30 protein-coding genes are annotated in these 24,264 nt (G+C 66.0%); 23 read left to right on the forward strand and 7 right to left on the reverse strand.

Features of this window, described 5'->3' with window-relative positions; translation table 11 throughout:
* Positions 1-110: 110 nt before the first annotated feature.
* Genes ACO07Z_RS02430 through ACO07Z_RS02445 form a run of 4 tightly spaced genes read left to right on the forward strand, consistent with a single transcriptional unit; the run spans position 111 to position 3,130 of the window.
* The gene (locus ACO07Z_RS02430) at positions 111-662 is read left to right on the forward strand and encodes a DUF3280 domain-containing protein (protein WP_421697247.1); all 552 of its coding nucleotides are present in this window, start codon (positions 111-113) and stop codon (positions 660-662) included.
* A complete protein-coding gene (locus tag ACO07Z_RS02435) occupies positions 659-1,666 on the forward strand; it encodes an ABC transporter substrate-binding protein (protein WP_421697248.1) in 1,008 nt (335 codons plus the stop codon). Before ACO07Z_RS02430 ends, ACO07Z_RS02435 begins: the two co-directional genes overlap by 4 nt.
* Positions 1,667-1,670: 4 nt before the next feature.
* The gene (locus ACO07Z_RS02440) at positions 1,671-2,420 is read left to right on the forward strand and encodes an ABC transporter permease (protein ID WP_421697249.1); all 750 of its coding nucleotides are present in this window, start codon (positions 1,671-1,673) and stop codon (positions 2,418-2,420) included.
* A complete protein-coding gene (locus ACO07Z_RS02445; RefSeq protein ID WP_421697250.1) occupies positions 2,417-3,130 on the forward strand; it encodes an ABC transporter ATP-binding protein in 714 nt (237 codons plus the stop codon). Before ACO07Z_RS02440 ends, ACO07Z_RS02445 begins: the two co-directional genes overlap by 4 nt.
* Before the next feature lie 285 nt (positions 3,131-3,415).
* Here ACO07Z_RS02445 and fae read toward each other — a convergent pair whose 3' ends face one another.
* The gene (gene fae / locus ACO07Z_RS02450) at positions 3,416-3,922 is read right to left on the reverse strand and encodes a formaldehyde-activating enzyme (protein WP_126278901.1); all 507 of its coding nucleotides are present in this window, start codon (positions 3,920-3,922) and stop codon (positions 3,416-3,418) included.
* A 469-nt stretch (positions 3,923-4,391) separates the two neighbouring features.
* Here fae and ACO07Z_RS02455 point away from each other — a divergent pair, with 469 nt between their 5' ends.
* From ACO07Z_RS02455 to ACO07Z_RS02500, 10 genes are all read left to right on the forward strand, one after another.
* Positions 4,392-4,601, forward strand: coding sequence for a hypothetical protein (locus ACO07Z_RS02455; RefSeq protein ID WP_421697251.1), 210 nt, complete (start codon positions 4,392-4,394; stop codon positions 4,599-4,601).
* Between the two features lie 156 nt (positions 4,602-4,757).
* Complete coding sequence (locus tag ACO07Z_RS02460) at positions 4,758-6,353, forward strand: sensor histidine kinase (RefSeq protein ID WP_421697252.1); 1,596 nt, start codon at positions 4,758-4,760, stop codon at positions 6,351-6,353.
* Positions 6,350-7,039, forward strand: a complete 690-nt coding sequence (locus ACO07Z_RS02465; protein ID WP_421697253.1) for a response regulator transcription factor — start codon at positions 6,350-6,352, stop codon at positions 7,037-7,039. The genes ACO07Z_RS02460 and ACO07Z_RS02465 overlap by 4 nt, the downstream gene beginning before the upstream one ends.
* A 186-nt stretch (positions 7,040-7,225) precedes the next feature.
* Complete coding sequence (pqqA, locus tag ACO07Z_RS02470) at positions 7,226-7,303, forward strand: pyrroloquinoline quinone precursor peptide PqqA (protein WP_081620376.1); 78 nt, start codon at positions 7,226-7,228, stop codon at positions 7,301-7,303.
* Positions 7,304-7,341: 38 nt separating this feature from the next.
* Positions 7,342-8,280 carry a pyrroloquinoline quinone biosynthesis protein PqqB gene (pqqB, locus tag ACO07Z_RS02475; protein ID WP_421697254.1) on the forward strand — a complete coding sequence of 313 codons (939 nt, stop codon included), beginning with the start codon at positions 7,342-7,344 and terminating at the stop codon, positions 8,278-8,280.
* A complete protein-coding gene (gene pqqC / locus ACO07Z_RS02480; RefSeq protein WP_307020185.1) occupies positions 8,277-9,011 on the forward strand; it encodes a pyrroloquinoline-quinone synthase PqqC in 735 nt (244 codons plus the stop codon). Before pqqB ends, pqqC begins: the two co-directional genes overlap by 4 nt.
* Entirely contained in the window at positions 9,011-9,322 is a 312-nt protein-coding gene (gene pqqD / locus ACO07Z_RS02485; RefSeq protein ID WP_307020184.1) for a pyrroloquinoline quinone biosynthesis peptide chaperone PqqD, read from the forward strand. Before pqqC ends, pqqD begins: the two co-directional genes overlap by 1 nt.
* Positions 9,319-10,464, forward strand: coding sequence for a pyrroloquinoline quinone biosynthesis protein PqqE (pqqE, locus tag ACO07Z_RS02490; protein ID WP_421697255.1), 1,146 nt, complete (start codon positions 9,319-9,321; stop codon positions 10,462-10,464). Before pqqD ends, pqqE begins: the two co-directional genes overlap by 4 nt.
* A gap of 12 nt (positions 10,465-10,476) precedes the next feature.
* Entirely contained in the window at positions 10,477-11,163 is a 687-nt protein-coding gene (locus tag ACO07Z_RS02495) for a hypothetical protein (protein WP_421697256.1), read from the forward strand.
* A 125-nt stretch (positions 11,164-11,288) separates the two neighbouring features.
* Positions 11,289-11,633, forward strand: coding sequence for a hypothetical protein (locus tag ACO07Z_RS02500; RefSeq protein ID WP_421697868.1), 345 nt, complete (start codon positions 11,289-11,291; stop codon positions 11,631-11,633).
* 54 nt (positions 11,634-11,687) lie between these two features.
* Here ACO07Z_RS02500 and ACO07Z_RS02505 read toward each other — a convergent pair whose 3' ends face one another.
* Positions 11,688-12,518, reverse strand: coding sequence for a quinoprotein dehydrogenase-associated SoxYZ-like carrier (locus ACO07Z_RS02505; RefSeq protein ID WP_421697257.1), 831 nt, complete (start codon positions 12,516-12,518; stop codon positions 11,688-11,690).
* Between the two features lie 205 nt (positions 12,519-12,723).
* Here ACO07Z_RS02505 and ACO07Z_RS02510 point away from each other — a divergent pair, with 205 nt between their 5' ends.
* From ACO07Z_RS02510 to ACO07Z_RS02525, 4 genes are all read left to right on the forward strand, one after another.
* Positions 12,724-13,047, forward strand: a complete 324-nt coding sequence (locus ACO07Z_RS02510; RefSeq protein WP_421697258.1) for a hypothetical protein — start codon at positions 12,724-12,726, stop codon at positions 13,045-13,047.
* Between the two features lie 107 nt (positions 13,048-13,154).
* Positions 13,155-13,376: a YMGG-like glycine zipper-containing protein gene (locus ACO07Z_RS02515; protein WP_244377335.1), complete on the forward strand. Its 222-nt coding sequence runs from the start codon at positions 13,155-13,157 to the stop codon at positions 13,374-13,376.
* A 72-nt stretch (positions 13,377-13,448) separates the two neighbouring features.
* Positions 13,449-13,796 (forward strand): ArsC family reductase, encoded by a 348-nt coding sequence (locus ACO07Z_RS02520; RefSeq protein WP_421697259.1) that lies wholly within the window; start codon positions 13,449-13,451, stop codon positions 13,794-13,796.
* Between the two features lie 74 nt (positions 13,797-13,870).
* On the forward strand, positions 13,871-15,478 hold the full coding sequence (locus ACO07Z_RS02525) for a peptide chain release factor 3 (RefSeq protein ID WP_244377331.1): 1,608 nt from the start codon (positions 13,871-13,873) through the stop codon (positions 15,476-15,478).
* A gap of 24 nt (positions 15,479-15,502) precedes the next feature.
* On the opposite strand, the gene ACO07Z_RS02530 is transcribed toward ACO07Z_RS02525, so the two are convergent.
* Complete coding sequence (locus ACO07Z_RS02530; protein ID WP_421697260.1) at positions 15,503-16,156, reverse strand: L,D-transpeptidase; 654 nt, start codon at positions 16,154-16,156, stop codon at positions 15,503-15,505.
* A gap of 197 nt (positions 16,157-16,353) precedes the next feature.
* Here ACO07Z_RS02530 and ACO07Z_RS02535 point away from each other — a divergent pair, with 197 nt between their 5' ends.
* The 5 genes from ACO07Z_RS02535 (at position 16,354) to der (ending at position 20,366) form a co-directional block, all read left to right on the forward strand.
* Entirely contained in the window at positions 16,354-16,923 is a 570-nt protein-coding gene (locus ACO07Z_RS02535) for an NnrU family protein (protein WP_421697261.1), read from the forward strand.
* Between the two features lie 36 nt (positions 16,924-16,959).
* Entirely contained in the window at positions 16,960-17,781 is an 822-nt protein-coding gene (gene panB, locus ACO07Z_RS02540; protein WP_421697262.1) for a 3-methyl-2-oxobutanoate hydroxymethyltransferase, read from the forward strand.
* Positions 17,782-17,929: 148 nt separating this feature from the next.
* Entirely contained in the window at positions 17,930-18,688 is a 759-nt protein-coding gene (locus tag ACO07Z_RS02545) for a tetratricopeptide repeat protein (protein ID WP_421697263.1), read from the forward strand.
* A gap of 10 nt (positions 18,689-18,698) precedes the next feature.
* Positions 18,699-18,989 carry a hypothetical protein gene (locus ACO07Z_RS02550; protein WP_421697264.1) on the forward strand — a complete coding sequence of 97 codons (291 nt, stop codon included), beginning with the start codon at positions 18,699-18,701 and terminating at the stop codon, positions 18,987-18,989.
* Between the two features lie 30 nt (positions 18,990-19,019).
* The gene (gene der, locus ACO07Z_RS02555) at positions 19,020-20,366 is read left to right on the forward strand and encodes a ribosome biogenesis GTPase Der (RefSeq protein ID WP_421697265.1); all 1,347 of its coding nucleotides are present in this window, start codon (positions 19,020-19,022) and stop codon (positions 20,364-20,366) included.
* On the opposite strand, the gene ACO07Z_RS02560 is transcribed toward der, so the two are convergent.
* Genes ACO07Z_RS02560 through purF form a run of 4 tightly spaced genes read right to left on the reverse strand, consistent with a single transcriptional unit; the run spans position 20,348 to position 24,251 of the window.
* Positions 20,348-21,505, reverse strand: a complete 1,158-nt coding sequence (locus ACO07Z_RS02560; protein ID WP_421697266.1) for a hypothetical protein — start codon at positions 21,503-21,505, stop codon at positions 20,348-20,350. The genes der and ACO07Z_RS02560 overlap by 19 nt on opposite strands.
* A gap of 36 nt (positions 21,506-21,541) precedes the next feature.
* Positions 21,542-22,312 carry an SDR family NAD(P)-dependent oxidoreductase gene (locus ACO07Z_RS02565; RefSeq protein WP_421697267.1) on the reverse strand — a complete coding sequence of 257 codons (771 nt, stop codon included), beginning with the start codon at positions 22,310-22,312 and terminating at the stop codon, positions 21,542-21,544.
* Between the two features lie 17 nt (positions 22,313-22,329).
* Entirely contained in the window at positions 22,330-22,746 is a 417-nt protein-coding gene (locus ACO07Z_RS02570) for a VOC family protein (RefSeq protein ID WP_421697268.1), read from the reverse strand.
* A gap of 5 nt (positions 22,747-22,751) precedes the next feature.
* Entirely contained in the window at positions 22,752-24,251 is a 1,500-nt protein-coding gene (gene purF / locus ACO07Z_RS02575; RefSeq protein ID WP_370874125.1) for an amidophosphoribosyltransferase, read from the reverse strand.
* Positions 24,252-24,264 lie beyond the last annotated feature (13 nt).

Here is a 24,264-nt window from a genome sequence, read left to right on the forward strand (position 1 = left end):
TAGACGAAATATTTCAATCGGGAACTTTTTCCCGGTGGGTTGCAGGAGGAGTTCTTGTCGATATGATTGCGCAGGCCGGGAAGAAGTCGCCCATCGAGGAGGCAAGCCGAATGAGATTTCCAGTTCGTGCCGGCCGCTTTCTCGGTTTGGCTCTTGCCGTGTCGATATCGCTGGGGGCCGGCCCCGGGGTGGTGAACGCCGCGCAGGCCGCGACGCGCGTTGCGGTGTTCGACTTCGAGTTGCTCGACACCAGCAGCGAGGTCGACATTCGCGGTCCGAAGCCGGAGGAGAAGCGCAGGCTCGATCTCATCACCGAAGAGGTTCGGCGCCGGCTGCAGGAGGCAGGCTATGACGTGCTGGACCTTTCGCCCCAGCAGGCGCAGATCACGGAAGCTACGCCGTTTCGCAACTGCAACAGCTGCGAATTGCCGATCGCCCAGGCACTCGGTGCGCAGATCGAGGTCATAGGGTTGGTGCAGAAGGTGTCGAACCTCATCCTCAACATCAATTTCCAGCTGCGCGATGTCGCCACCGGAGAGGTGCTGCGCGCCGGCAGCGCCGATATCCGCAACAACACGGACGAATCCTGGCTGCGTGGCGTCTCCTATCTCGTGCGCAACCGTTTGCTTGATCCGCCGCTTACCGGGAAGGCCGCCCCATGACCCGTGCCCCCCTCTCGCCGCTTTCGCGCCGGGCTTTGCTCGCGGCAGCGGCGGGCCTCGTCGCCACGCCCTCGCTGCTGCGCGCCCAAGCTGGGCCGGCATTGGCGCTGCGTGTCGGGACGCTGAAATTCGGCACGCTCAACTGGCTGGTGGAGACCATCCGCGCCGAGGGGCTCGACCAGCGGGAAGGGCTGGCGCTGGAAAGCGTCGATTTCGCCAGCGGGCAGGCGACCACGGTGGCGCTGCAGGCGGGCGACATCGACCTCATCGTCAGCGACTGGCTCTGGGCGATGCGGCGCACCAGCGATGGTGAACGCATGCGTTTCGCGCCGTTTTCTAGCGCGCTGGGTGCGGTGATGGTGGCGGCGAAGGGGCCGGTGAAGACGCTGGAGTATCTGCGCGGCCGACGCATCGGCGTTGCCGGCGGCGCGCTCGACAAGAGCTGGCTGCTGCTGCGCGCCTATGGGAAGGCGAAGCTCGGCGTCGATCTCGCCAGCGCCGCCGAGCCGGTCTATGGCGCCCCGCCGCTGGTGAGCGAGCAATTGCCGCTCGGCCGCGTCGATGCGGTGCTGACCTTCTGGCCCTATGCCGCGCGGCTCGACGCCCGCGGCTTCGCCCGGCTGATCGATGTCAGCGAGATGGTGCGGGGGCTCGGCATCGACCCGGTGCCGCCGCTGGTCGGTTTTGTCTGGCGCAACGCCGTCATGGCGGAACGCGGCGCGGCGATTGCGGCCTTCCTGCGTGCGGCGGCGGCGGCCAATCGCGTGCTCGCCACCAACGATTCGGCCTGGACCCGTCTTCGCCCGCTGATGCAGGCGGCGGACGATGCTGAATTTGCCCGCCTGCGCGACTATTACCGCGCCGGCATTCCCGGCGCGTTCGGCGAGGCGGAGCGGGTTTCCTGCGCCAAGCTGTTCGAGGTGCTGGCGCAGATCGGCGGTGAGGAACTGGTGGGGCCCGATCCCCGTTTCGACCGTTCGCTGTTCGGCCCTATCGGCGAGTGAGACCGTGTCCACGTCCCGGCGTCTGCTGCTGACGGCCGCCTCCTTGCTGGCGCTGCTGCTGTTCTGGCAAGTCGCCGCGCTGTGGGCGCAGTCGCGCCTGCTGCCCGGCCCGCTTGACGTGTTCGCGGCCATGCTGCGCGCCACGCGCACCGGCGTTCTGCCCGAGAGCGTCGCCATCACGCTCGCCCGCGTCGCCGCGAGTTTCCTCATCGCCATGACGCTTGGATCCGCCATCGGCATCGTATTGGGCCGGTCGGTGGCGCTAAATGAACTGTTCGGACCGTGGCTTGTCGTGCTGCTCAACCTGCCGGCGCTGGTCGTCATCATTCTCTGCTATGTCTGGTTCGGCCTCACCGAAGTGGCGGCGATCACGGCGGTGGCGATCAACAAGATCCCCAATGTCGCGGTGACGATGCGGGAGGGCGCGGCGGCGCTGTCGCGCGATCTCGACGAGATGGCGCAGGTCTACCGGGTGCCGCGCCTGCGGGCGCTGCGCGAGGTGGTCCTGCCGCAACTGGTGCCGTTCTTCGCCGCCAGTGCCCGTTCCGGCCTGGCGCTCACCTGGAAGATCGTGCTCGTGGTGGAGTTGCTCGGCCGCTCCAACGGCGTCGGGTTCGAGTTGCAGACCGCGTTCCAGCTGTTCGATGTCGCCGGTATCCTCGCTTATGCGCTCGCCTTCACCGCGGTGGTGCAACTCATCGAAATCGGTCTTCTTCAGCCTTGGGAGCGCCGCTCCAACAGGTGGCGGCGATGAGCGCGATCACGATCGCGATCGATGAGAAACGCTATCCCGCGCAGGCGGGAGGGGCTGGCCGTGCGGTCTTTCACAGCTTCCATCTCGATATTGCGGAAGGCGCCTTCGTGGCACTGCTGGGAGAGTCCGGCATTGGCAAGACCACGCTGCTCAACATCGTCGCCGGGCTGGACCGGGATTTTCGTGGCGCGATCGGTTTCGGCACTGCGGCGCCCCGCCTCGCTTATGCGTTCCAGAACCCTCGGTTGCTGCCATGGCGCACAGTGCTTCAGAACGTCGCCCTGCCGCTGCCGGCGGGGGGCGCGGGGCGCCGGCAGGCGGAAGAGATGCTTCAGGAGGTTGGGCTGGCCGATCTCGCGGGGGCCTATCCCGAGCGCTTGTCGCTCGGCCAGCAGCGGCGCGTGGCGCTGGCCCGCGCCTTCGCCATAGCGCCCGACGTGCTGTTGATGGACGAGCCCTTCGTTTCGCTGGATGAGGCGGGTGCGGCGCGGCTGCGGGATCTGCTACGTCGCCTGCTCGCCCGTCGTCCGGCCACCGTGCTGTTCGTGACTCATGACCGGCGCGAGGCGGTGGAACTGGCGAGCCGTATCGTCGTGCTGGACGGTGCGCCGGTGCAGGTCGTCCGCGACATGCCGATCAACCTGACGCCGGAGGAGCGGGCGACGCCTGCGTGCCTCGACGCGGTGCGCCTTAGCCTGGATGCGGCCTAGCCGAACGGAACGTACCTGGTCTTCGGTCGTCTGACTTGTCGGCAGCGTTGGCCGGCCATCCGCGCGCTTTCGGCACGCCCCGAATGAAAAAGGCCCGGAGCGATGAAGCCCCGGGCCAAAATGATCTGCGTCGGCGTGAGAGGGCGGAAACCGCCGCCTCCGTGGCGCAAGCAAGGGCGTGTGCGGCCCTTACTTGTTCAGGAAGATCGCCGCCAACCGCTGGAGCAGGCCCTTCGGGTATTGGGCCGCGGGCGGAGCTGTTGTCTGCCCAGGGTTGCTTCCGATCTAAGCGGCGAAGGGGTGCTTGGCCGAAGCGGCCTGAGCGAGAACTTCCTTGACCGTCGGCTGGCCTTCCACGGCGCGCTTGAGCGCTTCCTTGGTGGCTTCATAGTTGAACTGCTGAATCTTGGCGTCGTCCGCCGCTTCCCAGTGAATGAACACGCCGACCGAGATGAACAGGTCGTCGGCTTCGTCTTCCGGGATCACGCCTTCAGCAACGCTGTCGACCACGGCCTTGGCGACCGCGTACTGGGCCGGGCCGAACATCTGGACGGCCTGGCGGGCGTCCTTGATGGTCACTTTGTTGAAGAGGATGGTGTTCGGCTTGGCGAGCAGGTTCGGAGTCACGACCGCGAGCAGCGAGGTGAAGCCGTCCTTGTTGTTGGTCAGCGCATTCAGGAAGGCGCTTTCGGCCGCGGAGCCGCGCGGTCCGATGATGAGGTCGATATGGGCGACCTCGTTGCCGTCGCCCACCAGCGACTCGCCGATGAGTACCTTGTTGATCTTGGCCATCTATTCCTCCCAGAACGGGGTTGCATGACAAGGGACGGGAATTGTCCCCCGATGTCCCGGCTATCTTTGTTGCAGCGTTTGGAACACCAAACCGGTTGGCCCGATAGCGCGACCAGACACGTTACGGCGAGAGACTAGGCCCGCTTCGCCTTTATCTGCAAGGGATTCTTCATTCGTATGACGCAGGCAGGCGCGCTTGCCCCACGGAATATTGTCGCGCATGCCTAATGGTCGCAACTTGAGGAAACTGGCGGCACGACCAAAAATGCGGCATAGTTCGCCGGCTGTGAGCGCGGGACGCGCATACGCGCCGGGAACGCGGGCGCCGGCCCCGCCGGATGCAATTGGCAAGGTTCTTGCTGCGTTGCAGCATTCATGAGTGATCCGACTGCCGCGTGCGGCGTAGAGATCAAGGCCGGCCTTCGGGGGAGCGTTCGGACGGCGTTGCACTCACGCCACGAGGAACAACATGGAGCTCATTCTTTCCATCTGCCTCATCGCCAGCCCCGGCACGTGCCGCGAGGAGGCGGTGTCTGTCGGGCTCGAAGCGCCGCCCGCGCCCATGCAGTGCATGATCGGCGCCATGCCGGTGATTGCCGAATGGACCGAGACCCACCCTAAATGGAAGGTGCTCAAATGGCGCTGCGCGCCTCCCGGCGCAGGCGGGCGCGATATCTGATCGCGGCGTAGCTTGCTGCCATCGCAAACTCGGCCTGTTGCATCGCAGCGTGCGCACGGGTCGCGTCCGTGAAATCATTGGGACGCCATCGCATGGGGTGGCGTCATCCGGTGAGGCGGGATGGGGCGCGGCTTGTTCTCATCGCTCAGAGCGCGCATGGCGCTCTTGCTTTCCGTTGCCGTCTTCGTGACGGCGGCGTCGACTCTGGCGCTTGTCCTCGCGCTGGGGGCGGTCAGCAGCCAGCTGGATCGGCTCGTTTCCGCGCAGACCCGGCTGGAACTCCTCTCCACGATTTCGGGGCGCATCGGCGATTACGCGCTTTTGGCGTTGCAGGCCGGGCACGAGTCGCCGCAGGCCGAGCGTACCCCCGCCCGCGCCGGCCGCGTCCTCGCCGCCGAGCGGACGCGGGAAGCCTTCGCGCGGCTGGAGGAGGCGCTCTCGTCCTATGTCGGCCGGCTGGTCGGCGAGGAACAGCGGACCTTGATGGCGGCGCGCAGCCGCACCATCGCCCGGTTGCGGGCGCAGTTCGATGTGCTGGACCGGCAGGTCGACCTGGCGCTGAGGACGGAGGAGCCCGCGACGGCCGCCCGCGTCGCGCTCGACGTGTTCGCCGCCGGCTTCGGCGCGCCGCTCAGCCAGGCCATGGAGGAGGAGCGTACCACCGCCCTCGACGCCTATAATCAGGTGCGGGAACTGCGTGAGCGCACCATCCGCTGGGGGCTGGCCGGCGTCGCGTTCGCCTTCCTGCTGGCGGTCGCTCTTTACCATCTCCTCGGCCGCACGCTGGTGAACCGCGTCGCGGATGTCGCGGCGGCGGCGGCGGCGATCGCGCGGGGGCGATCGGACACCCGTGTCAACGTGACGGGACATGACGAACTGAGCCTCGCCATGGCGCGGTTCAACCGCATGGCGGCGCATCTCGCCCGCCGCGAAGCCCGGCTGGTGGCCGATCAGAAACAACTGCAGCAAATCGTCGAAGCCCGAACGGCCGAACTGCGCGCCGCCAATACTCGGCTTGAAAATGTCGACATGGCGCGCCGGCGCTTCTTTACCGATGTCAGCCACGAACTGCGCACGCCGCTGACGGTGATCCTCGGTGAGGTCGAGATCACCTTGCGGCCACAGAAGCCGCGCGAGGAAGATTTGCGCGCGGCCCTGCTGGTGATCCAGTCGCGCGCGCGCCGTCTACATCGACGGGTGGAGGACCTTTTGCGTATCGCGCGGTCCGAAAGCGGCCAGATCGAACTCGACCGCTCGCTGTTCCTGGTGTCGGACCTGTTGACTGAGGTCTGCGAAGGCATGGCGCCGCTGGCGCGGGCGAGCGGGCTGGTGCTGGAGGCGGAGGAGGGGGCGGAAGGGCTGGCCGTAGATGCCGACCGCGAATGGCTGCGTCAGACCTTCGATGGGCTCGTCGCCAATGCGGTACGTCACTCGCCTCCCGGCGAGAGCGTGCGGCTCGGCGCGCGCCGGGAGGGCGAGGAGGTGGTGATCGAGGTGCGCGACCATGGCACCGGCATTCCACCCGACGAATTGCCGCATGTGTTCGAGCGGTTCTGGCGTGGCTCGACCGGCACGCGCGAAGGGACGGGTTTCGGTATAGGTCTCGCCCTCGCAAAGTGGATTGTCGACCGCCATGGGGGTCGAATCGCCATTGAAAGCAGTACGGGAGAGGGCGGCGGGCGGCGCGGCACCTGCGTCGCGGTGCGTCTGCCGCTCCCGCTCCCGGACATCACACTGGAGGCCGCCCAATGAACATTCTGGTCGTGGAGGACGATCCTGATATCGGCTCGCTGCTGCGGCGGGGCTTTTCCTCCGAGAGTTACGACGTGGAACTGGTCGGTGACGGCGAGGCGGCGCTGCGGGTTGCCACGGGCAAGCCGTGGGGAGCGATCATTCTCGACGTGATGCTGCCGGGTCGTTCGGGCATCGAAGTGTGCAAGGCGCTTCGGGCCGGCGGCCAGACGGCGCCGATTCTCATGCTCTCCGCCCGTTCCAGCGTGAATGAGCGTACCGAGGGGCTGATGGCAGGGGCGGACGACTACATCGTCAAGCCCTTCGCCTTCGAGGAATTGCTGGCGCGGGTGAAGGTGCAGGCCCTGCGCCGCAGCAGTGCCGGGAGTGAGCCCCGCACGCTGGAGGTCGGCGCGCTCTCGCTCGATCTCGACACCCGGCAGGCGCTGCTTGGCGGCGTCCGTGTGCGGCTGACCGAACGCGAGGTGGAACTCCTGGCGCTGCTCATGCGTCATCCCGGCGAGCCCCTGTCACGTGCGGATATCTTCGCCGCGCTCTGGGCTGGCCATGGCGGCGCCTCTCTGAACGTCGTGGATGTGTATGTCGGCTATCTCCGCCACAAGCTGGCGGAGGCTCTGCCGGAAGGGGCGCACCTCATCGTCACGGTACGGGGCCGTGGATTCATGCTGGACGCGGACGGGAATTGAGATGCAGCGTTCGCGATCACATCACCGTGGTATAATGTGTGCCTGAGGGAAAGATGGTCAGGTGTTCTTGACGGATGACCAAAGGATCATCACATTATTCAAGCGGTGAAATATCCGCAAAGCAACTCAATCTCTTATAATCTTCTTATGAAGTAAAGAGGGATTGGACAACATCAGGAGGACGATATGGCCTGGACTGCTCCTCGCATTGTTGAAGTCTGCGTCGGCATGGAAGTCAACGCCTACTATCCGGCTGACTTCTGAGCCTTCTGGGGACGGGATGGCATGAAATCGCTTTGCCGATGACCACGCCCCCGTCCCACTTCAAGCTTGTGATCCTCGGATCAGCCGCGGGCGGTGGGTTCCCTCAGTGGAACTGCCGCTGCGCGGTCTGTTCGCTTGCCTGGGCGAACGATCCCCGTGTCCGGCGGCGAACGCAGGCATCGATCGCCGTGACCGCCAATGGTCGCGACTGGGCGCTGGTGAACTGCGCGCCGGAAATTCTCGCGCAATTGCAGGCGACCCCGGCCTTGCATCCCCGCGAGGGTCTGCGGCATTCGCCGCTCAAATCCGTGCTGTTGACCAATGCCGATATCGACCACGTCGCCGGGCTGCTGAGCCTGCGCGAGGCGCAGCCTTTCAGCCTGCTGGCGACGCCGGGCGTGCAGGGAGTGCTCGCGGGCAGCAGCGCCTTCGATGTGTTGGCTCCTGATGTCGTCGCGCGCCGCCCGGTGCAACTGGGCGCGTCCTTTGAATTGGTCGCAGGCGTGCAGGTGACGATTTTCCCGGTGCCGGGCAAGATCGCCCTCTATCTTGAAGCGCGCGAGCAGGCCGAGCAGGGATCGCTCACCACCGATCGCGAGGGCGAGCAAACCATCGGCGTCGAACTCACGGCCAGCGGCAGGCGCGTTCTCTATATCCCCGGCTGCGCGGCCATGACTGACGCCTTGCGCGCGCGGCTGGACGGGGCGGATGCGGTGCTGTTCGACGGCACGCTATGGCAGGACGACGAGATGGTGCTCGCCGGAGTCGGCACCAAGACCGGGGCGCGGATGGGGCATATGTCGATGTCGGGTCCGCGCGGTTCGATCGAGGCTTTGCGCGAGGTCAACGTCGGGCGGAAAATCTATGTTCACATCAACAACACCAATCCGGTGCTGGTTGATGGCTCAGATGAGCGGATCACGGCGAATAAAGCCGGATGGGAAATCGCTCACGATGGGATGGAGATTGCCCTATGACCACGCTTCTTTCGCCAGAAGAGCTTGAAGCGCGCTTGCGCGATGTTGGTACGCGCCGCTATCACAGCCTGCATCCCTTTCACAAATTGCTGCATAATGGCCAGCTCACCTTTGGTCAGGTTCAGGCCTGGGCGCTCAATCGCTATTACTACCAGGCGATGATCCCGGTGAAGGATTCCGCCATTCTCGCGCGCATGGAGGAGCCGGAACTGCGCCGCGTCTGGCGCCAGCGCATCGTCGATCACGATGGCGACCATGAGGGGGAGGGCGGCATCGCCCGCTGGCTGGTGCTGACCGACAGCCTCGGGCTCGACCGCCATACCGTCACCTCCCTGCGCGGCCTGCTGCCGGCGACCAAGTTCGCGGTCGACGCCTATGTGCATTTCGTCCGTGAGAAGACGCTGCTTGAGGCCATCGCCTCCTCGCTCACGGAGATGTTCTCGCCCGGCATCATCGGCGAGCGTGTCGCCGGCATGCTGAAGAACTATGATTTCGTCTCCAAGGAGACACTTGCCTATTTCGACAAGCGCCTGACCCAGGCGCCGCGCGATGCCGACTTCGCGCTCGACTATGTGAAGCAGCACGCCCGCACGCCGGAGCAGCAGGAACAGGCGATCCGCGCGCTGGAATTCAAGTGCGACGTGCTGTGGGTGCAACTCGACGCGCTCTATTTCGCCTATATCGACCCGAAGATGGCCTATCCGGGAGCCTTCGTCCCGAAGGAGGGGTGATGACAGCGACTCTTGCGGCGAACAGCGTTCCTAGGCTGGCGCGCGGCGTGCGCCTTCGGCATGACGAGGCGCGGGGCCAGTGGGTGCTGCTGGCGCCGGAGCGGGTGCTCAATCCCGATCCGGTCGCAGTCGAGATCCTGAAAAAGGTGGACGGTGCGCGCTCCATCGGCCTCATCGTCGACGAACTCGCCGCCGCCTTCACGGTGGAGCGCCAGACCATCGCGACCGATGTCGATGCCTTCCTCGCCGGGCTGGCCGAGAAAGGGCTGATCGAGGTCACTTCCCCCTTGGTCGGGGATGCCGCATCATGAGCCTGATCGACGAACCTCGCCAGCAGTTGGAGGTGCCGGCACGCCCGGCGCCTCCCATTCCCTATGGCATGCTGGCGGAGCTGACCCATCGCTGTCCGCTGCAATGCCCCTATTGCTCCAATCCGGTGGAACTGGACCGGCGCAATGTCGAACTCGAAACCGAGACCTGGCTGCGGGTGTTCTCCGAGGCGGCGAAGCTCGGCGTGCTGCAGGTCCATCTCTCCGGTGGTGAGCCGACGGCGCGGCGTGATCTCGAACAGATGATCCGCCACTGTGTGGAGGTGGGGCTCTACACCAATCTCATCACCGCCGGCGTGGGCGTGACGGCGGAGCGTCTACAGTCAATTTCCGATGCCGGTATCGACCATGTGCAGCTGTCCTTCCAGGGCGCGACGGCGGATATGACCGACAAGGTCTCGAATTTTCGCGGCGCGCATGAGAGGAAGCTCGCAGTTGCCCATGAGGTGCGCCGGCTCGGCCTGCCGCTCACCATCAACTCCGTGGTGCATCGGGCCAACATTCACCAGATCCCGGACTTCATCGAGCTGGCATTGTCCCTCGGCGCCAAGCGTATCGAGATCGCCCATTCGCAATATTATGGCTGGGCGCTGCGCAATCGTGGCGCGTTGATGCCGACGCGCGACCAGGTGTTCTGGGCGCTCGACGTGGTGGAGGAGGCGCGCGCCCGGCTCAAGGGCACGCTTACCATCGATGCCGTCGTGCCGGACTATTACGCCAAGTACCCCAAGCCTTGCATGAATGGCTGGGGCCGGCAGTCGCTCAATGTCACGCCCTCCGGCAAGGTGTTGCCCTGCCACGCGGCTGAGACGATCCCGAACCTCGATTTCTGGAATGTGCGCGACCATTCGCTCAGCGATGTCTGGGTGAATTCTCCTGCCTTCAACGCCTTCCGTGGCACGGACTGGATGCCGCCGCTGTGCAAGAGCTGCGTTCGCAAGGAAATCGACTGGGGCGGCTGCCGCTGTCAGGCCATGGCGATTGCCGGCGATGCGGCCGCCACCGATCCCGCCTGCCATTTGTCGCCGCTGCACGCCGACCTGCTGGCGCTGGCGGAGGCCGATGCCAACGGCTCCGAGATCTATGACTACCGACGCTATTTCCAGCCCGACCGCGCCGGCTGACGGAGACGTTCCATGTTGCGTATTGCCCGCACCCTTGCCGCCGCGGCCTCGCTGGCGACCCTTGCGACGACCGCCGCGTTTGCCGCGCCGACGGCTGCAGAACTCTTCTTTGAGCGTCCCTATCTTGCCCAGGTGCAGCCGGGAACGACGCTGACCTATGCCTATAAGCACGTGACCTCCGAGGCCAAGCTTGGCGACGGCTTCGAGGAAACGCTGGACATGAAGGTCGAGGCGCCGGCCGACGATCCGGCCAAGCGGATCGCGGATGTCATCATCCATCGCGGCACGCAGGAGGGTGAGGCTGGCCCGTTTCCGACCATGAACGGCAATCCGATCGCGCTGATCCTTCTGGAACGCGACGTGAAGGAAATCGCGCAGCTGACCAAGGGCAGCCCGTTCTATCTGCGCAACCGCGTGCGTGAGCATCTCTCCACCGGCACCGTTACGCCGGCGCGCTTTTCCTTTGATGGCCGCGAGGTCGAGGGCTGGAAGCTCACCATGCTTCCCTTCGCCGAGGACCCCAACAAGGACAAACTGCTGGAACTGGTGGGGCGGCGCTACGAATTCCTGTTCGCCGATGCGGTGCCCGGCGGGCTTTATTCCATCGATGTCGTCACGCCCAAGGCGGATGGCAGCGCCAACATGATCGAGACCAGCCTTACTCTGACCGGCGTGACCAACACGCCGGCGGTGAAATAGGCGGCCGCCCCAGGAGAGGAATAACCATGGCGAACACAGGCTCCACGCGAATTTCGAAGGCGGGCCGCCTCGGCGCCGTCCTGACCTTCACGCTGCTGGGTGCGGGCGGCGTGCTGGCACAGGAGATGCTGTCCCCCGGCCTCACCGCCGGCGCCCGCAAGCCGGCGCCAAAGGCGCCGAATTCAGGCCTTATCAATGATTACCCGACGGCGGCGCGGGCCGATTATGTGTTCGCCTGCATGATCGTCAACGGCCAGACCCGGCAGGCGCTGGAGAAGTGCTCCTGCTCGATCGACACCATCGCGACCATCATGCCCTATGAGCGCTATGAAGAAGCCGAAACCATCATGAGCGTGAGCCAGGTGGCGGGGCAGCAGGCGGAGCTGTTCCGCAATACCGGCCTGTTCCGCGACATCGTGGCGGATCTGCATCGGGCGCAGGCGGAAGCGGAAGTCACCTGTTTCTATTGATCGAAAGCGCGAGAGCCGCGAGGCGCGGCTCCCGCCTGTCGCCGCTCCGGCGGGTCAACTTGCCGGCTTCAGCTCCCCCTCGAACTTGCGCCCGTCCGTGTCGCCGGCGTCGACATGAACTTCCTTGCCGTCCGGGTCGTAGGAGACGCGGATCGCAGGATCCTCACTGAGCGAGATGCCGCCGACCATGGAGAAGATCAGCTCGTCGCCCTGGGTCACGCGGATATTGTCGACGAACTTGGCGGGGATATAGGCCCGCGTCAGCGGGTCCATCTGCAGGCCGGAGTAGTTGGGGTGACGGATCATCAGCTGCAGCTGCGAGACGCGGCTCGCCTGGCTGGCGTCACCCATCCCGTCCGCCTTCACCGATTTCAGCTTGAGCTGGCCGAGATTCTTCAGCTGTGCTTCTTCGTCCTTCATCGCCGGGGCGGAGCAGCCTCCGGAGGCCTTCACATAGCGCTCGGCCATGTGGAGAGCGCCATCGCTGGTCTCCGCGATGGCGCGCACATAGGAATAGGAGTTCACCCGCAGCCGGGTGCCGAGCGCTACATCGCGGCGACTGCCACCGAAGGTGAAGGTGGCCGCAAGCGGAGCGGGGTTCTCGTCGACGATCAGCGTCAGCTTGGAAACGGTGCGCGGATCGCCTTCGGGCAGCACGATCTCGACATCGATCGGCACCATGGCGGCGTCCTCCGCCCGCTTCGGGGCGGTGAGACGAACGAGCGGGCTCGCCTCCTCGATCGGCCGCTCGCCGAAGATATCCGGCCGCAGCGACTTCCAGGTGGCATCGGCTCCCGGCTCCTGCGCGGCGGCGGCGCTGACGGCGAGGGCAGAAAACAGCGTCACGGCGAGGAAAAGACGTAGACGGCGTTGATAGCGGTGCATGGCGACCTCCCGGCCTGCCGGATCGTTGTCCGTCCGGCGGTTGGCGCCATCATACACCTTTCCGACGTTGAATTGCAGGCCACGATACCGCGAGGCCGTGACGATTGCGCCGGCCGCGCGCGGCGGTCATCATCCAGCTTCGCGACCCCCACGCCCTGCTCAAGGCTTGGCTGTTGCGGTACCTCTTCAAGCTGGAGTGAGTTTGATGCTCTCGCGCCGATCCCTTCTCAAGGCCGCTGCTGCTCTTGTGTCCGTGCCTCTCGGCGTCGCGGCGCATCAAACGGCACAGGCGCAGTCCGCGCCGACGAGCCCTCCGCCGGCTCCCCGCCGCGAACCTCGCCCGGCGCCACGCCGGGGTTACACCTGGGTGCCGGGACACTGGGCCTGGTGGCCGGGGCGGGGATGGGTCTGGTCGGCCGGCCACTGGGAAGAAAACCGCCGTGGGTTTGAATATGTCGGCCCGCGTTGGGTGCTGCGTCGAGGTCATTGGGTCTACGAACCCGGCCGGTGGGTGAGAAGCTGGCGCTGACGGTCTTCGCTTCTGGGTTGCCCTCCGTGCTTATGCTTAGTCGAGCGCGATTGTGAGGGTGACGTGGGGGAGGTACTTTCAGCCATCGAATCCTGGGGAGAACGCCAATGTCCAAAGCCATCGCCACGAAGCTTACCGTCATCGCCGTCGCCGCGCTCCTCGTCGCGGGCTGCACCACCACCCAGCGTCGGGCAGGCACGGGTGCGGTGATCGGCGCCGGCACGGGCGCTGTGATTGGCGGCATCGCCGGCGGCGGCACCGGCGCGGCCTGGGGCGCGGGCATTGGCGCGGTTGCCGGTGGCGCCATTGGTGCCGCGACGGCCAAGTAGATCGCAGCCTTCGGTCTTCAAACGCCGTGCCGTCCCCGCTATCACGGGGGCGGCATTGCGGAGGAGACGAGCGTGAGCGTCACGATCTACGGCATCAAGAACTGCGACACGATGAAGAAGGCGCGCGCTTGGCTCGACGGGCACGGCGTCGCCTATGCGTTCCACGATTACAAAGCTGCCGGCATCGACGCGGCACGGCTTGAGAACTGGGCCGGAAAGGTCGGATGGGAAATCCTGCTCAACCGCGCCGGCACCACGTTCCGCAATCTGCCCGATGCCGAGAAGGGCGATATCAATGAAGCGAAGGCGCTGGCGCTGATGCAGGCCCAGCCCTCCCTCATCAAGCGGCCGGTACTTGATGCCGATGGCACGCTGCTGGTGGGCTTCAAGCCCGAGCTTTACACGAAGCAGTTCGGCTGACGGCGGCTTTCCCGTCACCACGAAAGCCCGCCCACCTCTTGATCCGCCGCAGCTTCCCTGCCACATCGGCTCGCATGAACGCACTCTCCAATTCAGCAGCCTCACCCATCGCCACCGAGGTTGCGCGCCGCCGCACCTTCGCGATCATCTCGCATCCCGATGCGGGCAAGACCACGCTGACCGAAAAGCTGCTGCTCTTCGGTGGCGCCATCCAGCTTGCCGGGCAGGTGCGGGCGAAGAAGGACCGCCGCTCAACGCGCTCGGACTGGATGGCGATCGAGCGCGAGCGCGGCATTTCCGTCGCGACCTCGGTGATGACCTTCGAGTTCGACGGCCATGTGTTCAACCTGCTGGACACGCCGGGCCATGAAGATTTCTCGGAAGACACCTACCGCACGCTGACGGCGGTTGACGCGGCGGTGATGGTGATCGACGCTGCCAAGGGCATCGAGGCGCGCACCCGCAAGCTGCTGGAAGTGTGCCGCCTGCGCGACATTCCCATCATCACCTTCATCAACAAGATGGACCGCGAGAGCCGCGATCCGTTCGAGATTCTCGACGAGATCGAGAAGACGCTGGCGCTCGACACCACGCCGATGACCTGGCCGGTGGGGCAGGGGCGTGATTTCGTCGGCACCATGGATGTTGCCACTGGCGGCATGCGCCTGCTCGATGGCGACGAGGGCAAGACCGGCCCGCTGCGGCAGATGAGCATGGCGCAGATCGCCGCCCTCAATGTCACGCTGGACGAGGAGAATCTGGCGGAGGAACTCGGCCTCGTGCGCGAGGTCGGCAATTCCTTCGACATTCAGGCCTTCCTTGAGGGGCACCTGACGCCGGTCTATTTCGGTTCGGCGCTGCGCAATTTCGGCGTCGGCGACCTGTTGGAAGGGCTCGGCCGTTACGCCCCTCCGCCGCGGGCGCAGCAGGCGGACAAGCGCAAGGTGGAAGCCGAGGAAGCGCGGATGACCGCGTTCGTGTTCAAGATCCAGGCGAACATGGACCCGAACCATCGCGACCGCATCGCCTTTGCCCGGCTGTGCTCGGGCAAACTTCAGCGCGGCATGAAGGCGAAGCTGGTGCGCACCGGCAAGCCGATGAGCCTTGCGACGCCGCAGTTCTTCTTCGCCCAGGACCGCCAGCTGGCCGAGGAAGCCTATGCCGGCGACGTGGTGGGTATCCCCAACCACGGCAATTTGCGCATTGGCGACACGCTGACCGAGGGCGAGGACATCAACTTCGTCGGTGTGCCGTCCTTCGCCCCGGAGATTCTTCGCAGGGTGAAGCTGCCCGACGCGATGAAGGCGAAGAAGCTGAAGCAGGCGCTGCAGGAAATGGCCGAGGAGGGTGTGGTGCAGGTGTTCCGCCCCACGGACGGCTCGCCCGCGCTGGTCGGGGTTGTCGGCCCGCTGCAGCTCGACGTGCTGAAGAACCGGCTGGAGGCCGAATATGGGCTGGAGGTCGGCTTCGACATGTCGGAATTCCAGCTGGCCCGCTGGGTGTCGTCGGAAGACCCCAAGAAGCTCGCGGATTTCGCCGCCGGCAATCGGCTGTCGACGGCGGAAGACCTGGATGGCGATCTGGTCTTCCTCAGCCCGTCGGCCTTCATGATCGGCTACACCGGCGATCGCTGGCCGGGCATCGTCTTCACCGATGTGAAGGATGTGAAGAAGGCGGCGTGACCTACGCCACCTTCTGGCCGGTTCTCAGCGGCTGACGGTGATCTGCGTGTTGGCGCGGCCATGTTCGCTCACAAGGGCGAAGAGGGCGCGCGCATTGTTCGGGTGCAGGCGGACGCAGCCATGCGAAGCGGGGCGGCCGAGCCGGCCGACGGCGTCCGTGCCGTGGATCGCCCAGCCCCGGTGGAAGAAGATCGCGTAGGGCATCGGTGCATTGTCATATTTGCGCGAGAAATAGCGCTTGTGCATCCGCTCGGGCCGGTAAGTTCCGAGCGGGGTGCGGTAGCCCTTGCGGGCGGTTGAGACCGCCCAAGCGTAGCGCTCCTTGCCGGCGACCGACACCACCATGCGCTGCTTGGACAGGCTGATCATCACCTGCACCTCGGGCGGTGGCGGCGCTGCGGCTTCCAGCGGGGTGGGGAGGGGAGCGACCGCTGCCGACTCGATCGGTGGCGTGGCAACCGACGGCGCGGCCGCAGGCACAGCGCTGTCTGGCGTTGTGGAAACGGCGGGCGCGGAGAGCGCGGCCGGGGTGGCCGTGGAGGGCGGGCTCATCTCCGGCGGCGCTGCGATCGTTGCCGGCGGCGCGTCGACGGCCGCCATCGTCATTGACTGGGCGGATGCCGGCTGCACGAGAACCGACGCAAGACCCAGCGCAAGAAACGCCAGCACGGCTTTCATTCCGGTTCCTCCCACCAATGGTGTCATCATTGTGACACGCGCACGTCGCCGGTGGGAGAGCAGACGCGCCCTATGGTTTACGCATCGCCACGGATCCCCCAGCATCGGCGGGGCGGGACAAAAAGTCGGCCCTTGCCCGGATGGCGCGGCGGTTGGAAAGTCTCTAGCGTGCGCGCCGTCACACGGGGAGGACGATCATGATCCTGATGCTGGCGGGGCTCGCCCTGTTCGTTGCCATTCACATTGTTGCCGCGCGCCGCAAGATGGCCGCAGCGGCCACGGCGCAGCTGGGCGCCACCACCTATCGGATCGTGCATGGCGTCCTCGCCATCGCCGGGGTGCTGATGATCGCCTATGGCTTCGGCCAGTGGCGGGCTGAAGGGCCGGCCCAGCTCTATGATCCGCCGGTGGGTCTGCGCCATCTCGCTCTGTTGCTCATGCTGTTCTCGTCCATCTTCGCCGTGGCGGCGCTGGTGCCGAGCCACATCAAGGCCTGGCTGAAGTTCCCCTTCCTGGTCGCCATCAAGACTTGGGCGCTGGCGCATCTTCTCGCCAATGGCGACGCCGCGACCGTGACCTTGGCCGTGGTCATCCTCGCCTGGGCGGTGGTGCTGCGGATCATGGCGAAGCGCCGGAACGCGCCGCTCCCCGTCGCGCCGACCCACTGGTGGGGTGATCTCATTGCGGTGGGCTTGGGTGTCGTGCTTTATGCCTTCCTCTCTTTCTGGTTCCACCCCTACATCGTCGGGGTGCCGGTCATGGGCTGAGCAAGCCCATGCAGGAAAACGAGGAAATCGCCTGACATGTCCGTTCAGTCCGCTGTCCGCCGCCTTACCGCTCCGGACATCCGCGCGAAGAAAGGCGGCGAGCCCATTGTCTCGCTGACCGCCTACCACGCCCACACCGCCCGCCTGATCGACCCGCATGTCGACTTCATGCTGGTGGGCGATTCGCTCGGCATGGTGATGCACGGCATGGAGACCACCGTGCCGGTGACCGTGGACATGATGATCCTGCAGGGTCAGGCGGTGATGCGCGGCTCGGCGCGGGCGCTGGTGGTGGTGGACCTGCCCTTCGGCTCCTATGAGGGGTCGCCGCAGCAGGCCTTCGCCACCGCCGCCCGGGTGCTGAAGGAAAGCGGGGCCGGCGCCGTGAAGCTGGAAGGCGGGCGCCGCATGGCGGAGACGGTGCGTTTTCTCGCTGATCGCGGTGTGCCGGTCATGGGCCATGTCGGTCTGACGCCGCAGGCGATCAACACGCTCGGCTCGTTCAAGGCGCTGGGCCGCGATGAGGCGAGCGCGGCGCTGATTCTCGACGACGCCCGCTCTATCGCCGATGCCGGCGCCTTTTCCATCGTGCTGGAGGCTATCTCTGAGCCGCTGGCCCGCCAAATCACCCAGGAGGTCGCGCCTCCCACCATCGGCATCGGCGGCTCGCCAGCCTGCGACGGCCAGATTCTCGTGCTGGAAGACATGCTCGGCCTGTCTGACCGCGTCCCCCGCTTCGTCAAGAAGTTCGCCGAAATCGGGCCTGCCATCGGCTCCGCCGTGGAAGCCTATGCCAGCGAGGTGCGCGCGCGCAGCTTCCCCGGCCCGGAGCATGTCTACGCCCCCAAGAAGGGATAGGCGGCCTCTTTCCGGGGCAAAGCGCGGCGCCGCCCGGTCCGCCGCTCGATTTGCCTTGTTCAAGCCGCATCGGTAGTTTACGCGGCCCTTTCCAGTACCGGCCCCGCCTCGCTGCGGCGGCCCGCGACGAGTTGCTCACGGACGTTTCATGGCTGACATCTTCAACGAGATCGACGAGGACCTGCGCCGCGAGCGTTTCGGCCGCCTGTGGACCCGCTATGGCGGCTTTGTCATCGGCCTGGCCGTGCTCATCGTCGTCGCCGTCGCCGGCTGGCGCGGCTATGAGTGGTGGAAGCTGAAGCAGGATCAGGCGTCCGGCGCGCAATTCGAGGCGGCCCAGAAGCTCGCTTCCGAGGGCAAGACGGCGGAAGCCGAAGCCGCTTTCGTCGCCCTGGAGAAGGACGGCACCCGCGGCTACCGGCTCCTCGCGCGCTTCCGCGCGGCTGACGAACTTGCCAAGACCGATGCCGCCGCCGCCGTTGCCGATTACGATGGGCTGGCGAAGGACCCTTCGGTCAGCACGTTGATGCAGAATGTCGCCCAGGTTCGCGCGGCGATGCTGCTGGTCGATACGGCTTCGCTCGTCGAGATCGAAGGCCGGATGAAGCCGCTCGACACGCCCGAGGGGGCGTTTCGCCACTCCGCCCGCGAGATCATCGGCCTCGCCCAGTACAAGGCCGGCGACTATAAAGCGGCGACCGAGACCTTCACCGCGATCCTCAACGATGGGCAGACGCCGCCTGGTCTGCGCCGCCGCGCCGAGTTGATGCGCACGCTTTCGGCCTCTTCGATGCCGGTGCCGGCAGCGGCCGCGCCTGCGGCGGCCACTCCTGCCTCCGCTGCCACGCCCGCCCCTGCCGAGCCCGCGCCGGCCACGCCGCCGGCTTCCGCTCCCCCCGCGCCGTGAGGAGGTGCTGATGCGCCCTGACACGTCCTCTACTCGTTCCCGCCTGCGCCGCGCCCTGTTTCTGCTGCCGGTTCTCGGTCTGACGCTGGCAGCCGCCGGCTGCGAGACGCTGGACGCGATCAACCCGTTCAATGAACGTGAGAAGCCGCTTCCGGGCGCGCGCCAGCCGGTTTTCCCCGAAGGTGTTCCGGGGGTCGACTATAATCAGGCCCCGCCGCAGCCGGCGAACTCGGCCTATAATCCCTACCAGAACGAGCCGCCGGCGGCCGGAGCGGCGGGCGCTGCTGCGCCGGCCCGGTAAAGCTGACGGGCGCGGAGGCCCCTTTTTCCCATGACGATGACCGTCGCGATTGTCGGCAGGCCGAATGTCGGCAAGTCGACGCTGTTCAATCGTCTGGTTGGCAAGCGCCTGGCGCTGGTCGATGATCGCCCCGGTGTGACCCGTGACCGGCGCGAGGGTGACGCGCGCCTTGGCCATCTGTCCTTCCGCGTCATCGACACGGCGGGGCTGGAGGAGGCCAAGGCGGAATCGCTCGAAGGCCGCATGCGCGCCCAGACGGAGGCCGCTATTGCCGATGCCGATGTGCTGCTGTTCCTGATCGACGCCAAGGCCGGTGTTACGCCGAGCGACCGGGCCTTTGGCGAATTGGCGCGACGTTCCGGCAAGCACACCATTCTCGTGGCCAACAAGGCCGAGGCGAAGGGATCTGAAAGCGGCACGCTCGACGCTTATGCGCTCGGGCTCGGCGAGCCGGTGGAGCTTTCCGCCGAGCATGGCGATGGCATGGCTGACCTGCTTCGGGCGCTCGCGCTTTGCGTGCCGGACGAAGAGGATGAGGACGATGGGACCGACCCGGAGGCCGGGCGACGCATTCGCGTCGCCGTTCTCGGGCGGCCGAACGCGGGCAAGTCGACCCTGATCAACGCCCTGTTGGGTGAGGACAGGTTACTGACCGGCCCTGAAGCCGGCATCACACGCGATTCCATCGCCGTGGATGTGGAACGCCACGGCGTGGAACTGCGCGTCTTCGATACGGCCGGCATGCGCAAGCGCGCGCGCATCGACGACAAGCTGGAAAAACTGTCCGTCGCCGACGGGTTGCGCGCCGCGCGCTTCGCCGAAGTCGTCATTGTGCTGATGGACGCGACCCATCCCTTCGAGGAGCAGGATGTGCGCATCGCCGACCTCGTGGAGCGCGAGGGGCGGGCGGTGGTGCTGGCGATCTCGAAATCCGATCTGGTGAAGGACCAGCAGGGGTTCGTCACCCGCATGCGCCAGGAGGCCGACGACCGGCTGCCGCAGGTGAAGGGCGCGCCGGTGGTGCTGGTCTCGGCCCTCACCGGGGAAGGGCTCGACCGCCTGGTGCGGGCGGTGCAGCAGACACATGAGGTGTGGAACCGCCGCGTCTCCACCAATCCGCTGAACCGCTGGCTGATAGAGACCACCGACCAACACCCGCCACCGGCCGTGTCGGGCCGTCGCATCAAGCTGCGCTACATCACCCAGTCCAAGGCGCGCCCGCCGAGCTTCGTGCTGTTCTGCTCGCGCGCCGATGCGCTGCCGGAGAGCTATGTGCGCTATCTCGTCAACAATTTGCGCACCACCTTCGACCTTCCCGGCGTTCCGATCCGCCTGACGCTGCGCGAGAAGGACAATCCCTACGCGGAGAAGGACTGAGGCAGTTTTCGCATTTTGTGTAGGCCCTTGCGGGCGGTGTGCCGCGTCCAGTGGCGCCCGGCCGCGAGCCAACGGCGCACGGAGTGTCTGAAGCTTAGTCCCTGCCGCTGCTGGTTCTGCGCGTTGCGCCAGTGCTCGCGTAGATCCGCGGCCAGAAGTCGCTCCTGCGCGATCATAGGGTCGAGGGCCAGCTTTTCCGCACGTGCGGCGTTTTGGGAAGCCGGCACGGCGAGCATGGCGTCGAGATGGGGCTCCAGCCGGTAACGTTCGATCACTAATTCGCCCAGGTTCCGGGCGAACGCGTCCGCTGCCGCGTAGCCTGCGATAATCTCGCTGACGAGGTCACCCGGGCCCAGCCGCCGCTCGCAGCAGCGGCCGGTAAAGTTGAATCGCGCTGCCAGGGCGAAGTTGTCGGCCGTGAGATAGCCCGGGCCGCCGAAATGGTCGTAGACATAGACCGGCACGCGCGCGGCAAGCGCGTAGGGGATCGTCTTGCCGATGCTGATGACGAGGTCGGAACGGCCGATCAGTTCGGGGGTCACCAGCCTTTGGCGGAACTGGAGTCCCACGCGCTCAATCTCGATGTCGAGTGAGAGCTGGTCCAATGCGGTAGCCAGAGCCGGATCGAGGTGGTTGGTGATGACGGTGATCCTCCCCAGCTTTCGCGCGGCTTCGGGAGGTCGCCGGAAATAGGCCGACGGCGCGGCGTTGTAGAAGACGGAAACGGGAGCGGTAACCTCAAGCTCCTTGAGCCTTCGCGCGGTTTCCACGGAATTTGCGAAATAGGCGTCGGCCAGCAGGCGATCAAACCGCCAGCCACCGCTTTCCATGAACGTTCGCCGGCCAAGTTTGCCGAACACAAAGGCCGTGCGCTCCCGCGAAGCGGAGTCCAAGCGGTAGTCGAACAGGCCGGCGACATGATGCTGGAGATAGACGAGATCATAGGAAAAAGGCGCGATCGCCCGTGGGTCGGTGACGATTCCCAGCCCAAGCAGCGACTTGAACATGCCCGCCATCGGGTCGGACGCGACATTGGCGAACAGCGTGACGCGATGTCCCAAGCTGCGGAAGTAATGGGCCAGTTCCAGACATATCAGCTCAGAACCGGCCATCAGCGCCAGATGGTTGGTGCCGATCAAAATCTCCAAAATTCCAACCCTCAACCGTTCGCCTGTTCAGGCAGGTATCGGGAAACCCTTAAAGCTGCGTGTCGGAAAATCATAGAGCTGACCCGTTTCCACGACACTCGGCAGGCACAGCGCGAGGATGGCCTGCGCCAGCTCTTCCGGGCTCGGCAGCGTGTCCGGATCTTCGCTTGGGAAGGCCTTGGCGCGCATGCGTGTGCGGATCGGGCCGGGATTGATCAGGTTCACCCTGAGGCTGGAGATGTTCTCCACCTCCGCGGCCCAGGTGCGTGCGAGTACTTCAACAGCCGCTTTGGTGACGGCGTAGGCGCCCCAGAACGGCCGGGCCTTGTGTGCGGCACCGGAGGACACAAGCACGGCGCGCCCGGCCGTGGAGAGCCGCAGGAGCGGATCGAGCGAGCGGATGAGGCGCCAATTCGCGGTCAGGTTCACCGCCAGCGTGTCGTTCCACTCCTTCGGCTCGATCTGCGCCAGCGGGGTCATCGGGCCCAGCACGCCGGCATTACCGACGAAAATGTCGAGCCGACCGAAACGCTCATAAAGCGCGCCGCCGAGCCGGTCGATGCCCTCGCCGTCCTTGATGTCGAGCGGCACCAGCGTCGCCGTCGAGCCCGTGGCGATGATCGCGTCGTCGAGCTCCTCCAGCGCGCCGCTGGTACGACCCACCGCCACGACATGCGCACCGGCGGCGGCAAGAGCGATGGCCGCCGCCCGGCCGATGCCACGCGTGGCGCCGGTGACGAGGGCAATGTGGCCATCGAGCGGGCGCAGGGCAGCTTCGGCCGCAGGAAGGTCGGACATGGCGTTTCCTTGAAGGTTCAGTTGTCGTCGGTCATGACCACGGACGGCGCGGAGCGCCGGGCCGGACCGTGGAAGACCGCTTCAATGTTGTTGCCTTCGGGATCGAGCACGAAGGCGGCGTAATAGCCGGGGTGATAGTCGCGCAGCCCCGGCGATCCATTGTCCCGGCCGCCATGGGCGAGGGCGGTGGCGTGGAATCGGCGCACCGTCTCCTCGTCGCCCGCCTGGAAGGCGATATGCGCGCGCCCCGTGGTCGGCACGCCGGGCGAGACGAAGAGCTCGTCGGCGAAGAAGTAGCCATCGCCTTCCACGAGGGGCACATCAAGCACGGCAAGCACCGCCGCATAGAAGCGGCGGCAGGCCTCATAATCGGCCACGACCAATGAGATATGGTCGATCAGCCGGCCGCGATGCCATTCGCGCAGCTCGACCATGCCGCTCAGCTCGCCTCGGCCAGGAGCGAGAGCTGGCGCGGCGACACTTCGCCGTCGCGATCCGACAGCGGGGTGGGGTACTCGCCGGTGAAGCAATGGTCGGTGAATTGCGGCCGGAGCGGGTCGCGGCCCTCATAGCCCATCGACTTGTAAATGCCGTCAATGGACAGGAAGGCAAGGCTGTCGGCGCCGATATAGCGGCGCATGCCTTCGAGGTCATGCGTCGCCGCCAGCAGCTTGTCGCGGTCGGGCGTGTCGATGCCGTAATAGTCGGGATGGGTGATGGGCGGTGAGGAGATGCGGAAATGCACCTCGCGCGCGCCGGCTTCGCGCATCATGCGGACGATCTTCACCGAAGTGGTGCCGCGCACGAGGCTGTCGTCGATCAGCACGATACGCTTGCCCTCGACGACGGCCCTATTGGCCGAGTGCTTCATCCGCACGCCCTGGTCGCGCACCGACTGGGTCGGCTGGATGAAGGTGCGTCCGACATAGTGGTTGCGGATGATGCCCAGCTCATAGGGCAGGCCCGACGCCTGGGAATAGCCGATCGCCGCTGGCACGCCGGAATCCGGCACTGGCACCACGAGATCTGCGTCGGCGGGGGCTTCCGCCGCGAGCTGCATGCCCATGGTCTTGCGCACCTGATAGACCGAGCGACCGCCAACCACGGAGTCCGGGCGGGCGAAATAGATGTACTCGAAGATGCAGGGGCGCGGCGGCACGCTGCCGAAGGGGCGCAGAGTTTCCACCTTGTCGGAGGAGAAGACGATCACCTCGCCGGGCTCGATGTCCCGCACGTGACGCGCACCAATTATGTCGAGGGCGCAGGTCTCGGAGGTCAGGATCGGGTGGCCGTCGAGCTCGCCGAGCACCAGCGGGCGGATGCCGAGCGGGTCGCGGGCACCGACCAGCTTCTTGTTGGTGAGGCCGACAAAGGCATAGGCGCCTTCGAGCGAACGCAGCGCGTCAATGAAACGCTCGGTGAAGCGCGCGCGCTTGGAGCGGGCGACGAGATGGAGCATCACCTCGGTATCGGAGGTCGACTGGCAGATCGCGCCGTCGCGGATGAGCTGGCGGCGCAGGGTGAGGCCGTTGGTCAGGTTGCCGTTATGGGCAATGGCGAAGCCGCCGCCATCGAGTTCGGCGAACAGCGGCTGAACGTTGCGGAGGATGGTTTCGCCCGTGGTCGAATAGCGCACATGGCCGACCGCGATATGACCCGGCAGACGCTTGATCGCCTCGCCGTCAGAGAAGGCGTCGCTCACCAGGCCAAGACGTCGCTCGGAGTGAAAACGCCTGCCGTCATAAGTGGTTATGCCAGCCGCTTCCTGGCCGCGATGCTGCAGCGCATGCAGGCCGAGGGCGGTGATCGCCGCCGCGTCGGGGTGGCCGTAAATGCCGAACACGCCGCACTCTTCGCGCAGCGTGTCCCCGTAGTCGTCGTAGAAATCGTCCGGCTGCGCCGATTTCGACGCCACGTGATCACCCATCAGATCGGCCATAGGGTCTTCGCTC

The organism is Ancylobacter sp. (genome assembly GCF_965229075.1).
Taxonomy (GTDB): Bacteria; Pseudomonadota; Alphaproteobacteria; order Rhizobiales; family Xanthobacteraceae; genus Ancylobacter.